Consider the following 13,239-nt stretch of genomic DNA (forward strand, 5'->3'; position numbering starts at 1 on the left):
CGCGTGGACCTGCGGGACGACGTTCTCGCCGTCGACCTCGATCACCGCGTCGGCCGGGGCGCGCAGCGCGGTGTGCAGCACCGCGCGGTCCTCGGTCACGTTGATCCGCTCGCCCCGGAACATGGCGTCCCGCAGCCCGAAGACGTCCGTGGCAGTCGCCAGCTCCCGCAGCAGGGCGAGGGTCTCGTCGGTGACGAGGTTCTTGGAGTAGTCGATGCGCAGGTCACCGACGCGCACCACGTACCGTTCCGCGCGCTTCGGGTCGGCGGCGAACAGCTCACGCAGGTCCGGCCGGAGCAGCGCGTCGGCGCGGTGGTCCTCCAGGGCCGTCCACTCGGGGCGGCGGGTGAGCTCGGGGTTGTCAGACATGGACAGGGGTCTCCTCGGTGGCCTCGCCGCGCAGGGCGATGGCGTACATCTCGTCCGCGTCGAGGCGCCTGAGCTCCTCGGCGATCAGTTCCGCGGTGGAGCGGACCTTCAGCGCCAGCGTGCGCGGCGGCTGGTCGGGCAGGGTCAGTGAGGCGACCGGGCCCTCGGGCCGGTCGATGACGATCTCGCCGGCGGCGGTGCCGAGGCGGACGGTCGTGACGGCCGGGCCGTCGCTGACCACCCGGTCGGTGCTCACCCCGAGGCGCGCCTCCAGCCAGCGGGCCAGCAGCTCGGCGGCCGGGTTGTCGGCCTCCGCCTCGACCGTCGCCGACGTCACCTTCATCCGCGCCTGGTCCAGGGCGGCGGCCAGCATGGAGCGCCACAGCGTCAGCCGGGTCCAGGCCAGGTCGGTGTCGCCGGGCGCGTAGCTGCGGACCCGGGCCCGCAGCGTCTCCATCGGGTTCTCCACCGCGTACAGGTCGGTGATCCGGCGCTGGGCCAGTGCGCCGAGGGGGTCCCCGGCGGGGTCGTCGGGGGCGTCGACGGGCCACCACACGACGACCGGGGCGTCCGGGAGCAGCAGCGGCAGCACGACGGAGTCGGCGTGCTGCGACACCTCGCCGTACATGCGCAGCACGACCGTCTCGCCGGTGCCGGCCTCGGAACCCACCCGCACCTCGGCGTCGAGGTGGGACTTGGTGCGCTCGCGCGGGTTGCGGGTGTGCCGCTTGATGACGACCAGGGTGCGCGAGGGGTGCTCGTGCGACGCCTCCTCGGCCGCCTTCAGCGAGTCGTAGGCGTTCTCCTCGTCCGTGACGATGACCATCGTCAGGACCATGCCCACGGCCGGGGTGCCGATGGCCCGGCGGCCCTGGACCAGCGCCTTGTTGATCTTGCTTGCCGTGGTGTCGGTCAGGTCGATCCTCATGGCCTGCGCCAGCTCCGTCCGTCTCGTGCGAGCATCTCGTCGGCTTCCCTGGGTCCCCAGCTGCCGGAGGGGTACTGGGCGGGCCTGCCGTGGGTGGCCCAGTACTCCTCGACCGGGTCGAGGATCCGCCAGGACTCCTCCACCTCCTGGTGACGCGGGAAGAGGTTGGCGTCGCCGAGGAGGACGTCCAGGATCAGGCGTTCGTACGCCTCGGGGCTGGACTCGGTGAAGGACTCGCCGTAGGCGAAGTCCATCGACACGTCCCGGATCTCCATGGACGTGCCCGGCACCTTGGAGCCGAAGCGGACGGTGACGCCCTCGTCGGGCTGGACGCGGATGACGATCGCGTTGGCGCCGAGTTCCTCGGTGGCGGTGGTGTCGAAGGGGGAGTGCGGGGCGCGCTGGAAGACGACCGCGATCTCGGTGACGCGGCGGCCCAGGCGCTTGCCGGTCCGCAGGTAGAACGGGACACCCGCCCACCTGCGGTTGTCGACGGCCAGCTTCATCGCGGCGAAGGTGTCGGTGGTGGAGGCCGGGTCGATGCCCTCCTCCTCCAGGTAGCCGCGTACCTTCTCGCCGCCCTGCCAGCCGCCCGCGTACTGGCCGCGCACGGTGTGCTCCCCGAGGTCGTCCGGCAGCCGCACCGCGCGGAACACCTTCAGCTTCTCGGTGAGCAGCGAGGCGGCGTCGAAGGAGGCGGGCTCCTCCATCGCGGTGAGCGCCATGAGCTGGAGCAGGTGGTTCTGGATGACGTCACGGGCGGAGCCGATGCCGTCGTAGTACCCGGCGCGGCCGCCGATGCCGATGTCCTCGGCCATCGTGATCTGCACGTGGTCGACGTAGGACCGGTTCCAGATCGGCTCGAACATCGTGTTGGCGAAGCGCAGCGCCAGGATGTTCTGGACCGTCTCCTTGCCCAGGTAGTGGTCGATGCGGAAGACCTGGTCCGGCTCGAACACGTCGTGCACGAGCGCGTTCAGCTCCTGCGCGCTCTCCAGGTCGTGGCCGAACGGCTTCTCGATGACCGCGCGGCGCCAGGAGCCCTCCGGGGCGTCCGCGAGGCCGTGCTTCTTCAGCTGCTGGACGACCTTGGGGAAGAACTTCGGCGGCACGGAGAGGTAGAAGGCGTAGTTGCCGCTGGTGCCCCGGGAGGCGTCCAGCTCGTCCACGGCCTTGCGCAGCTGTTCGAACGCCTGGTCGTCGTCGAAGTCGCCGGGGATGAACCGCATGCCCTCCGAGAGCTGCTGCCAGACCTCCTCGCGGAACTCGGTGCGCGCGTGCTCCTTGACGGCCTCGTGCACGACCTGCGCGAAGTCCTGGTCCTCCCAGTCGCGGCGGGCGAAGCCGACGAGCGAGAAGCCCGGCGGCAGCAGCCCGCGGTTGGCCAGGTCGTAGACGGCCGGCATCAGTTTCTTGCGGGACAGGTCACCGGTGACACCGAAGATGACCAGCCCGGACGGACCGGCGATCCGGGGCAGCCGGCGGTCCTGGGTGGCGTCCCGCAGCGGATTGCTCCAGTCGGCGGCAGGAATCACCTCGGCGGAGGTGTCGGCGGGTGCGGTGCCCGCGCTCTTCTTCGCGCGTCCCCCGCTCCGCTTCGCCGCCGCGCCGCTCTTCTTCGCGGACGCGGCGCCTTTCGCGGACGCGCCGGACGCACCGGACCCGCCGGCCGCCGCGCCGCTCTCCCCGGCGGCCACGACCCCGGCGGCCTCCTGGGCGTCGCGGACCTCCTTGGCCTCCTTCGTCGCCTTGGTCTCGCCCGCCTCCGGGTCGGGAAGCTCCTCGCTCATTCCCCGTCAACTCCCTTGCTGTTGAGCGACTTCGTCACGGCGTCGAGCAGGTCCTGCCAGGCCGCCTCGAACTTGGTCACGCCCTCCCGCTCCAGCTGCTCCACCACCTCGTCGTACGAGATGCCGAGCCGCTCCACGGCGGCGAGGTCGGCCCTCGCCTGGGCGTAGCCGCCGGTGACCGTGTTCCCCTGGACGTCACCGTGATCGGCGGTGGCGGCCAGGGTGGCCTCCGGCATGGTGTTCACGGTGCCGGGAGCGACCAGCTCCTCCACGTACAGGGTGTCCCGGTATGCCGGATCCTTCACCCCGGTGGACGCCCACAGGGGGCGCTGCCGGTTGGCGCCGGTACCCGCCAGGGCGGTGAAGCGGCTGCCCGCGAAGACCTCCTCGTACGCCTCGTAGGCCAGCCGCGCGTTGGCCAGGGCCGCCCTGCCCTTCAGCGCGAGCGCCTCGTCCGTGCCCAGCACGGTCAGCCGCTTGTCGATCTCGCCGTCGACGCGGGAGACGAAGAAGGAGCCGACGGAGTGGATCGTGCCCAGGTCGATCCCCGCGGCCTGCGCCTTCTCAAGACCGGCGAGGTAGGCGTCCATGACCTCGCGGTAGCGCTCCAGGGAGAAGATCAGCGTCACGTTGACGCTGATCCCGGCGCCGATGACCTCGGTGATCGCCGGCAGCCCCGCCTTGGTCGCCGGGATCTTGATCATGACGTTGGGGCGGTCCACCAGCCAGGACAGCTGCCGGGCCTCGGCGATCGTCGCCGCCGTGTCGTGGGCGAGGCGCGGGTCGACCTCGATGGAAACCCGGCCGTCCCGGCCGCCGGTCGCCTCGTACACCGGGCGCAGCACGTCGGCGGCGGCGCGGACGTCGGCGGTGGTCATCATCCGGACCGCCTCGTCGACGGTCACGCCGCGCACCGCGAGGTCGGCGAGCTGCTCCTCGTAGCCCGCGCCGGAGCCGATGGCGGCCTGGAAGATGGAGGGGTTGGTGGTGACGCCGACGACGCCGCCGTTCTCGGTCAGCGCGGCCAGGCCGCCCGACTCGATCCGCGTGCGGGACAGGTCGTCCAGCCAGACGGAGACTCCCTCGTCGGCCAGGCGCTTGAGTGCTCCCGCGGGCGCGGTTGCTTCGGTCACAGTGATCATCTTCTTTCGTACTACGCGATCAACCGCGGGCTGCGGCCAGGGATTCCCGGGCCGTGGCGGCGACGTTCTCGGCGGTGAAGCCGTACTCGGCGAACAGGGTCTTGGCGTCGGCGGAGGCGCCGTAGTGCTCCAGCGAGACGATGCGTCCCGCGTCGCCGACGTAGCGGTACCAGGTCAGGGCGATGCCGGCCTCGACGGCCACCCGGGCCCGCACGGACGGCGGCAGGACGCTCTCCCGGTAGGCGCGGGGCTGCTCCTCGAACCACTCCACGGACGGCATCGACACCACCCGGGTGGCGGTCCCCTCGGCTTCGAGGAGGTCGCGGGCGGCGACGGCGACCTGCACCTCGGAGCCGGTGGCGATCAGGATGACGTCCGGCGTGCCGGTGGAGGCTTCCGCCAGGACGTAGCCGCCCTTGGCGGTGTCCGGGTTCGGCGCGTAGGTCGGCAGGCCCTGGCGGCTGAGGGCGAAGCCGTGCGGAGCGGGGGCGGTGGAGTGGCGCCGCAGGATCTCGGCCCAGGCGAGGGCGGTCTCGTTGGCGTCGGCCGGGCGGACCACGTTCAGGCCCGGGATGGCGCGCAGCGAAGCCAGGTGCTCGACCGGCTGGTGGGTCGGGCCGTCCTCGCCGAGGCCGACGGAGTCGTGCGTCCACACGTACGTCACCGGCAGCTGCATCAGCGCCGACATCCGCACCGCGTTGCGCATGTAGTCCGAGAAGGTCAGGAAGGTGCCGCCGTAGATCCGGGTGTTGCCGTGCAGCGCGATGCCGTTCATCTCCGCGCCCATCGAGAACTCGCGGATGCCGAAGTGGACGGTACGGCCGTACGGGTCGGCCTCGGGCAGCGGGTTGCCCTCGGGGAGGAAGGAGCTGGTCCTGTCGATCGTGGTGTTGTTCGAGCCCGCGAGGTCGGCGGAGCCGCCCCACAGCTCCGGCAGGACCGGGCCGAGCGCCTGGAGGACCTTGCCGGACGCGGCACGGGTGGCGAGGGACTTCCCGGTCTCGAAGACGGGGAGCGTCCCCTCCCAGCCCTCGGGAAGCCGGCCCGCGACCACCCGGTCGAACAGCTCGGCCCGCTCGGGCAGCGCGCCGCGCCACTCGGCGATCCGCTTGTCCCAGGCGGCGTGCGCCTCGGCGCCCCGGTCCAGGGCGCTACGGGTGTGGGCGAGGACCTCGTCGGAGACCTCGAAGGAGCGCTCCGGGTCGAAGCCGAGGACGCGCTTGGTGGCGGCGACCTCGTCCGCGCCGAGGGCCGAGCCGTGGGACGCCTCGGTGTTCCGCGCGTTCGGCGCGGGCCAGGCGATGATCGTGCGCATCGCGATGATCGAGGGCCGGCCGGTCTCCGCCTTGGCGGCGGTCAGCGCGGCGTACAGCGCCTCGGTGTCCACGTCGCCGTTCTCGGCGGGTTCGATGCGCTGGGTGTGCCAGCCGTACGCCTCGTACCGCTTCAGCACGTCCTCGGAGAAGGCGGTGGCGGTGTCGCCCTCGATCGAGATGTGGTTGTCGTCGTAGAGGAAGACCAGATTGCCCAGCTTCTGATGCCCGGCGAGCGAGGACGCCTCGGCGGAGACGCCCTCCTGGAGGTCGCCGTCGGAGACGATCGCCCAGACGGTGTGGTCGAAGGGGGACTCGCCCGCCGGGGCCTCGGGGTCGAACAGGCCGCGCTCGTAGCGGGCGGCCATCGCCATGCCCACCGCGTTGGCGACGCCCTGGCCGAGCGGCCCGGTGGTGGTCTCGACACCGGCCGTGTGCCCGTACTCCGGGTGGCCCGGCGTCTTGGACCCCTGCGTCCGGAACGCCTTCAGGTCATCCAGCTCCAGCTCGTACCCGGCGAGGTACAGCTGCGTGTAGAGGGTCAGGGAGGTGTGCCCGGGGGAGAGGACGAAGCGGTCACGGCCGGTCCACTCGGGATCGGCGGGGTCGTGACGCATCACCTTCTGAAAGATCGTGTACGCCGCCGGGGCGAGGGCCATCGCCGTCCCCGGGTGGCCGTTCCCGACCTTCTGCACGGCATCGGCCGCGAGAACGCGGGCGGTGTCGACGGCACGCCGGTCGAGTTCGGTCCAGGAGAAACGGTCCGCTGAATGCGTGCTCATCTTCAAGTAATCCTCGATAGGAGCGGAGTATCTGGCTTGACGTGTTCAAACTTAAAAGTCGGACTTTTGGGAGTGAAGGTCGTGGTGTGCCAGCCTGTGGTGAAACTGGGACACGACCCGGGCGCCCGTGCGCTCCGGCGGACGGTACGAGAAGGACATGGCGGACGAAGAGAACAAAGAAGCCGGTGGCGCGGGCGGCGACGGGACCGACGGCGACGGGATCAAGACGTTCCCCTTCCCGGTCGATCTCAGCCTCCTCGGCGTCGGCATGCAGGTCGGCCCGATGGGCACGGGCCGCTCCTGGCACGACCGGGCGCCGATGCTCCGCGTGCACCGCATCGACTTCCACGTCGTCATGGTCTTCACCGGCGGACCGGTCCGGCACATGGTCGACTTCGCCGAGTACGAGGCGAACGCCGGTGACGTGCTGTGGATCCGCCCCGGACAGGTCCACCGCTTCTCCCGGCGCAGCGAGTACCGCGGAATCGCGCTCACCATGCAGCCCGGCTTCCTGCCCCGCGCCACCGTCGAGGCCACCGGCCTCTACCGCTACGACCTGCCGCCGCTGCTCCACCCCGACGCCGCCCGGTTCGACGCCCTGACGGCCTCCCTCGACCAGCTGCGCCGCGAGTACGAGGACGCCACCACCCTGCCGCTGAGCCTGCACACCGCCGTGCTGCGGCACACGCTGACCGCCTTCCTGCTGCGCCTCGCGCACCTCGCGGCCAGCTCCGCCGAGGCCGCGCGGCTGCGCCAGGCGGACACGACGTTCACCCTGTTCCGGGACGCCGTCGAGCGCGGCTTCGCCACCAACCACAGCGTCAGCGCCTACGCCGACGCCCTCGGCTACTCCCGCCGCACCCTGGTCCGCGCGGTCCGCGCCGCCACCGGCGAGACCCCCAAGGCGTTCATCGACAAACGCGTCGTCCTGGAGGCCAAGCGCCTCCTCGCCCACACCGGCATGCCGATCGGCCGGGTCGGCGCGGCGGTCGGCTTCCCCGACGCCGCGAACTTCTCGAAGTTCTTCCACCAGCACACCGACATGACGCCGGCGGCGTTCCGCGCGGAACTGGGCTGAGCGGTGCCCGCGCACACGGAAGGGGCCCCACGCAGGCGTGGGGCCCCTGTTCCTCCGGACCGGCTCAGTGCCCGAAGGTGAACCAGTTGACGTTGACGAAGTCGGCCGGCTGGCCGCTGGTGAAGGTCAGGTACACGTCGTGGGTGCCCGTCACCGAGGAGATGTTGGCCGGGACCGTGCGCCACGACTGCCAGCCGCCGGTGTTCCCGACGGCGAAGCTCCCGACGGGGGTGGCCGTACGGCTGTCCAGACGGACCTCCACCAGGCCGCTGACGCCGGTCGCCGCGCCGCTCGCCACGCGCGCGTTGAACTGCGTCGCCGCGCCGGAGCCGAAGTTCACGCCCTTGAACTGCGCCCAGTCGCCGTTGGCCAGCGCGCCGATGTTCTGCCCGCCGCCCGAGTCGGTGGTCGTCTCGGTGACCGTGCCGGACTGGGCGTCATAGGACTCGGCCTGGAGGGTGGAGTAGGCGTCCCGGTTGCCGGTGGGCGGCTCGGTGGTGCCGCCGCCGGCCGACAGGACCTGCACGTAGTCGACGAGCATCGGGTGGCCGGGGACCGTGCCGCTGTCCGGGCCGCCGCCGAAGGCGCCGGGGAAACCGCCGCCCATCGCGACGTTCAGGATGACGAAGAAGCCGTGGTTCGTGGCGTTGGACCAGGTCGTCGCGTCCATCTGGTCGGCGCGCACGGTGTGGTAGTTGACGCCGTCGACGTAGAAGCGGATCTGCTCGACCGCGGTCGAGCGGTCCCACTCCATGCGGTAGGTGTGGAAGGCGGACTGGCAGGTGGAGCCCGGACAGGCGGTGGAACCGCCGATGCCGGTGGTCTCGTTGCACGGGCCGCCGGGGTTGGTCCCGCAGTGCATCGTGGACCAGACGGTGTTGAGGCCCTGGACGTTCTCCATGATGTCCAGCTCGCCGACGCTCGGCCAGTTCCAGTAGTTGCCGCGGAACGGCGCGCCCAGCATCCAGAACGCGGGCCAGTAGCCCTTGGCGGCGGCGCCGGTCACGTTCGGCATCTGGATGCGCGCCTCGACGCTCAGCTTGCCGCCGGACGGGGGCTGGAAGTCGGTGCGGTTGGTCTCGATCCGGCCCGAGGTCCAGTTGCCGGACGCGTCGCGCAGCGGGGTGATGCGCAGGTTGCCGCTGCCGTCGAGGGAGACGTTGTTCGTGGAGGAGGTCATCGTCTCGACCTCGCCGGTGCCCCAGTTGGCGGCGCCGCCCGGGTAGGAGGTCCCGGTCGCGTACTGCCAGTTGGAGGTGTTCACGCCGGACCCGGCGGAGCCGTTGAAGTCGTCGGCGAAGAGCTGCGTCCAGCCGGACGGCGGCGTGGGCGCGGAGGCGGTCGCGGCCGGGGCGGCGAGGGTGGCGCCGGCCACCGCCAGGCCGAGCGCGCCCAGGGCGGCGACGAGGGTGCGCCGCAGGGAACGACGTCTCAGGGGGGTGCCGGAGGGTACGCGCATGTGGGTGCCTCTCGGTACGGAAGGGGGGTGCGGGGGCGTCGTACTGCCGAGCATGCTCTGAGAGCGCTCTCAGAGCGTGCTCAATGTGCTCCCCGGGCCTGCCGTCGTCAAGAGGTGAAGCCGAGAAAGTCCCGCACAGGTACGGGAGTTCAGCCCGTGAACTCCCGTGACCCGGCGGTCAGGCCAGCGCGCTGCCCGCCTTCCACTTCTTCCAGGAGAGGTTCCAGCCGTTGAGGCCGTTGGACGCCACGACCGTCTTGTCACCGGAGTTCTTCACGATCACCACGTCGCCGAGGAGCGACCCGGCGTAGAACGCGTAGCCCGCCGTGTCCTCGTCCGCCCCGCCCTTGGCGTCGTGCAGGCCGATGCAGCCGTGGGTGCCGTTGCTGTGGCCGAAGGCGGAGGCGGCGGTCCAGTAGTTGCCGTGGATGAAGGTGCCGGAGGTGGTGAGCCGCTGGGCGTGCGGCACGTCCGCGATGTCGTACTCGTCGCCGAGTCCGACCGTCGAGGACTGCATCCGGGTCTCCTTCAGCCGCTCGCTGATGACCATGATCCCGGACCAGGTGGTGTGCTCGCTGTCACCGCCGGTCACCGGGTAGGAGGCGATCCGCGCGCCGTCCCGGACGACGGTCATCCGCTCCTTCTTCAGGTCGACGGTGCTGATCTGCGACCGGCCGATGCGGAAGGCGCGGCTCTCGGCCTGCGTGCCGTAGAGGGCGTCCCCGGCCCGTACGCCGCTCAGCGCCAGGTCGACGGTGACCGTCGTGCCCTTCGCCCAGTACGTCTTCGGGCGGAAGTCGAGCCGGGTGTCACCGAACCAGTGCCCGACGATCTCCACGCCGGAGTCGGCGCTCACGGTGATCGCCCGCTCCACGGCGGCCTTGCGGGTCACGGCGTGCGAGAAGGTGATCGACACGGGCATGCCGACGCCGTAGGTGCCGTTCCCCTCCGGGGTCACGGTCGCCTTCAGGGTGCGGGTCTTCGCGGTGCCGCCCTCGGCGGCCCGCGCCGCGCCGGACGCGGTGCCGGTCAGCGCCGCGGCCACCGGCACCGCGCCGAGCACGGCGAGCACGCCCCGCCGGGACCACCGCCCCGCGGGGGCGTCCTGCTGGCCGGGTATGCGGGGGGTGCTCACGGATCGGGCCTTTCCGGGTTCGGGGCAGAAAGCGCGCACTCCGCGGCTTTCGGGCGAGGTGCGAGAAGTGTGCAGTCTGCACCTTATAGCTGGGTCCGGGCTGTGAGGTGCTGTCCGTCCGCTGGGGGCGCTGTGAGATACGCGGCAGAGGTGAGCGGGAGGTAAAGGGCCCGGGCCCGCCGCCGGATCACCGGTCGGCCGGCTGGGCCGGGACCGGCGGCGCGGGCGGAGCCGGTGGTGCGGGCGGTGCGGGCGCCTCGTGAAGGCCGAGACGGTCGTGGAGCCGGCGCAGCGGGCGCGGCGCCCACCACGCGCGGCGGCCCAGCAGGGCCATCGTCGCCGGGACCAGGAACATCCGTACGACCGTCGCGTCGATCAGCACCGCCAGGGTCAGACCGAGGCCGATCTGCAGGACGGGGGAGAAGCCCCCCGTCATGAACGCGCCGAAGACCACGGCCAGCAGCAGCGCCGCGCAGGTCACCACCCGCCCCGAGCGCCGCAGCCCGGTGACCACGGCCTCCCGGTCGTCCCCGGACCGCTCCCGCGCCTCCCGCATCCGCGCCAGGATGAACAGCTCGTAGTCCATGGCGAGACCGAACGCGATCGCGATGATCAGCGGCGGGGCCGTCAGGCTCAGCGCACCCAGGCCCTCAGCGCCGAGCAGCCCCGCGAGGTGGCCGTCCTGGAACACCCACACCACCACGCCGAGCGCCGCGGCCAGGCTCAGCAGCGTCGTCGCGACGGTGCGCAGCGGCAGCAGGACCGACCCCGTGAAGGCGAAGAGCAGCACGGAGATGCCGCCCAGCACGGTCAGCGCCGCCCACACCGCCCGGTCCGCGAGCATCGACCGGAAGTCGACGAGGCGGGCCGCCATCCCCGTCACCTCCACCGGGGCGTCCCCGCGCACCTGCCTGACCTTCTCCACCAGCCCGGTCGCCGCCGCGCCGTCCACCGGGCCGGCGGCCCGCAGCTCCACCACCGTCGCGCCGCCCGGCAGCTCGCGGCTCGTCGCGCCCGGCGCCAGCGCCCGGACCCGCCCGGCGGTCGCCGCGTCGGTCCCGGGCCGCACCACCACGGTGACCGGCGACACCCCCGTGCCCGGCGGGAAGTGCCTCTCCACGGAGTCGTACAGCTGCCGCGCCTCCGTGTCCGCGGGCAGTTGCCGCGCGTCGCCGATGCCGATCCGCAGACCGGCGACCGGCAGCGCCAGCACCAGCAGCGCCGGGACCACCACCGCGAGGACGGCCACCCGGCGGCGGGCGGAGAACCGGGCGAGGCGGGCGAAGAGCCGCCCCTCCTCGCCGTCGGCCCGGACCTTCGCCGGGGAGATCTTCCCGCCGAACCGGGTCAGCAGCGCGGGCAGCAGCGTCAGCGCCGCGAGCATGTCCACGACGACCACCGCGGCGACGGCCAGGCCCATGCTGCGCAGGAAGGTGCTGGGGAAGACCAGCAGCCCGGCCAGGCTGACGGCCACGGTCAGCCCGGAGAACAGCACCGTCCGGCCCGCCGTGGCGACCGTCCGGCGCACGGCCTCGGCGACGTCCGGCGTCGAGCGGCGCTCCTCCCGGAACCGGACCACCGTCAGCAGCGCGTAGTCCACGGCGAGGCCGAGGCCCAGCATCGTCGTCACCTGGATCGCGTACACGGAGATGTCGGTGACCTGGCTGAAGCCGAACAGCGCGAGGAACGCCCCCGCGATGCCGCCGACCGCCACCAGCAGCGGCAGCCCCGCCGCCCGCAGCCCCCCGAAGATCAGGAACAGCAGCACCAGGACGACCGGCAGCGAGATCAGCTCCGCGTCGCGGACGTCCTCCTGGGCCCGCTCGCCGGTCTGCCGGCCGAGCAGCGGCCCGCCGCTGACGTGCACCTCGGCGTCGACGGACGCGATACGGGCCACCGCCGCGTCCACCGTCTCCTCCTCGGCGTCGTCGTCGAGGCCGCCGCGCAGGGTGACCGGCACCAGCAGCGCCCGCCCGTCCCCGGCGACCAGTCCCTCGGTGGCGTACGGGTCGGGCACGGCGGCCACGCCGGCGATGTCCCGCAGGTCGGCGACGGCCCGCCGGATCTCCGCACGCAGCTCCGGGTCCGCGACCGAGGGGGCCTCGACCACCGCGGTGACCGACTCGCCCTCGGGGTCGACGTCGTCCAGGTAGTCGGCGGCCCGCTGCGACTCGGTGCCCGGGACGTCGGGCACGTCGTCGGAGAGCCGGCCGAAGACACCCGTGCCGAGGCCGAAGCCGAGCAGCAGGAAGACGCCCCACAGGAGCATCACGGTCAGGGGGCGGCGGGTCGCCACCCGGGCGCATACGGAGAGCACGGTCCCTCCCGGCGAACGGTCGGTGTCGGTCGTTCCTGGCCGCCCCAGACTCCTGGAACCGGGGCGGCACCGGATCGCCGGTACGAGCGGTCTTCGGGCCTCGCCCGTACGGGGGAGAGGGCCGTCGGCTCCCTCCCGCGGGGGACGGCGCCCCGGCGCGGGGCACCGCGCTCACGGCGCGCCCGGCGTCACCAGCCCCGTCTCGTACGCGCAGATCACCGCCTGCACCCGGTCCCGCAGACCGAGCTTCCCCAGCACGTTGCTGACGTGCGTCTTGACGGTGTGCTCGCTCACGAAGAACGCCGTGGCGATCTCGGAGTTGGACAGCCCCCGGGCCAGCAGCCGCAGCGTCTCCACCTCCCGGGCGGTCAGCACGTCGAGCCGGCGCGGCGGCACCCGCGTGGCCGCCTCCTCGCCGCGCCGCCGCACGATGTCCGCGACCAGCCGCCGGGTCACCGCCGGCGCGAGCAGCGAGTCACCGGCCGCGACCACCCGCACCGCGTGCACCAGGTCGTCCCGGCGGACGTCCTTCAGCAGGAAACCGCTGGCACCCGCGTACAGCGCCTCGTACACGTACTCGTCTAGGTCGAAGGTGGTCAGCATCACCACCTTGCAGGCGGAGGACGCGCAGACCCGGCGGGCCGCCTCCAGCCCGTCCAGGACCGGCATCCGGATGTCCAGGAGCAGCACGTCGGGGGCGTGCCGCCGCACCGCGGCCACCGCCTGTTCGCCGTCCCCGGCCTCGGCGACCACCTCGATGTCGTCCTGCGCGTCGAGGATCATGGTGAAGCCGCTGCGGACCAGTTCCTGGTCGTCGGCGACCACCACCCGCACGCTCACCCGGGCCCCGCCGCCCGCCCCGCCGGGGCGGGCAGCCGTGCCACGACCCGGAAGCCGCCGTCCGGGCCGCGGCCCGCGGTGGCGCC

At 72.6% G+C, this 13,239-nt stretch carries 9 protein-coding genes and 1 pseudogene; 1 reads left to right on the forward strand and 9 read right to left on the reverse strand.

Translation table 11 applies throughout. The features are described from left to right. From UW392_RS20430 to tkt, 5 genes and pseudogenes are all read right to left on the reverse strand, one after another. Nucleotides 1-369, reverse strand: a pseudogene (locus tag UW392_RS20430) (glucose-6-phosphate isomerase); the annotation flags it as partial. Then, nucleotides 362-1,297, reverse strand: coding sequence for a glucose-6-phosphate dehydrogenase assembly protein OpcA (gene opcA / locus UW392_RS20435; RefSeq protein ID WP_320776487.1), 936 nt, complete (start codon nucleotides 1,295-1,297; stop codon nucleotides 362-364). The pseudogene UW392_RS20430 and the gene opcA, both read right to left, overlap by 8 nt. After that, nucleotides 1,294-3,087, reverse strand: a complete 1,794-nt coding sequence (gene zwf, locus UW392_RS20440) for a glucose-6-phosphate dehydrogenase (RefSeq protein ID WP_320776488.1) — start codon at nucleotides 3,085-3,087, stop codon at nucleotides 1,294-1,296. The genes opcA and zwf overlap by 4 nt, the downstream gene beginning before the upstream one ends. Next, complete coding sequence (tal, locus tag UW392_RS20445) at nucleotides 3,084-4,229, reverse strand: transaldolase (RefSeq protein WP_320776489.1); 1,146 nt, start codon at nucleotides 4,227-4,229, stop codon at nucleotides 3,084-3,086. The genes zwf and tal overlap by 4 nt, the downstream gene beginning before the upstream one ends. Before the next feature lie 19 nt (nucleotides 4,230-4,248). Continuing rightward, nucleotides 4,249-6,324, reverse strand: a complete 2,076-nt coding sequence (gene tkt / locus UW392_RS20450) for a transketolase (RefSeq protein ID WP_320776490.1) — start codon at nucleotides 6,322-6,324, stop codon at nucleotides 4,249-4,251. 157 nt (nucleotides 6,325-6,481) lie between these two features. Between tkt and UW392_RS20455 the strand changes: the two genes are divergently transcribed. Beyond that, complete coding sequence (locus tag UW392_RS20455; RefSeq protein ID WP_320776491.1) at nucleotides 6,482-7,402, forward strand: AraC family transcriptional regulator; 921 nt, start codon at nucleotides 6,482-6,484, stop codon at nucleotides 7,400-7,402. Between the two features lie 64 nt (nucleotides 7,403-7,466). Here UW392_RS20455 and UW392_RS20460 read toward each other — a convergent pair whose 3' ends face one another. The 4 genes from UW392_RS20460 to UW392_RS20475 all read right to left on the reverse strand — a co-directional run bounded on the left by UW392_RS20460 (nucleotide 7,467) and on the right by UW392_RS20475 (nucleotide 13,153). Next, the gene (locus UW392_RS20460; RefSeq protein ID WP_320776492.1) at nucleotides 7,467-8,861 is read right to left on the reverse strand and encodes a glycoside hydrolase family 16 protein; all 1,395 of its coding nucleotides are present in this window, start codon (nucleotides 8,859-8,861) and stop codon (nucleotides 7,467-7,469) included. 178 nt (nucleotides 8,862-9,039) lie between these two features. Next, nucleotides 9,040-9,996: a L,D-transpeptidase gene (locus UW392_RS20465; RefSeq protein WP_320776493.1), complete on the reverse strand. Its 957-nt coding sequence runs from the start codon at nucleotides 9,994-9,996 to the stop codon at nucleotides 9,040-9,042. A gap of 187 nt (nucleotides 9,997-10,183) precedes the next feature. Next, on the reverse strand, nucleotides 10,184-12,313 hold the full coding sequence (locus tag UW392_RS20470; RefSeq protein ID WP_320776494.1) for an MMPL family transporter: 2,130 nt from the start codon (nucleotides 12,311-12,313) through the stop codon (nucleotides 10,184-10,186). 171 nt (nucleotides 12,314-12,484) lie between these two features. Then, entirely contained in the window at nucleotides 12,485-13,153 is a 669-nt protein-coding gene (locus tag UW392_RS20475; protein WP_320776495.1) for a response regulator transcription factor, read from the reverse strand. Nucleotides 13,154-13,239: the final 86 nt, after the last annotated feature.

Source organism: Streptomyces sp. CRN 30, assembly GCF_034105845.1.

Bases quoted from the DNA above. Each gene is read 5' to 3' on its own strand.
- tkt (WP_320776490.1), bottom strand. From the start codon at position 6,324: ATGAGCACGCATTCAGCGGACCGTTTCTCCTGGACCGAACTCGACCGG.
- zwf (WP_320776488.1), bottom strand. From the start codon at position 3,087: ATGAGCGAGGAGCTTCCCGACCCGGAGGCGGGCGAGACCAAGGCGACG.
- tal (WP_320776489.1), bottom strand. From the start codon at position 4,229: ATGATCACTGTGACCGAAGCAACCGCGCCCGCGGGAGCACTCAAGCGC.
- opcA (WP_320776487.1), bottom strand. From the start codon at position 1,297: ATGAGGATCGACCTGACCGACACCACGGCAAGCAAGATCAACAAGGCG.
- UW392_RS20460 (WP_320776492.1), bottom strand. From the start codon at position 8,861: ATGCGCGTACCCTCCGGCACCCCCCTGAGACGTCGTTCCCTGCGGCGC.
- UW392_RS20455 (WP_320776491.1), top strand. From the start codon at position 6,482: ATGGCGGACGAAGAGAACAAAGAAGCCGGTGGCGCGGGCGGCGACGGG.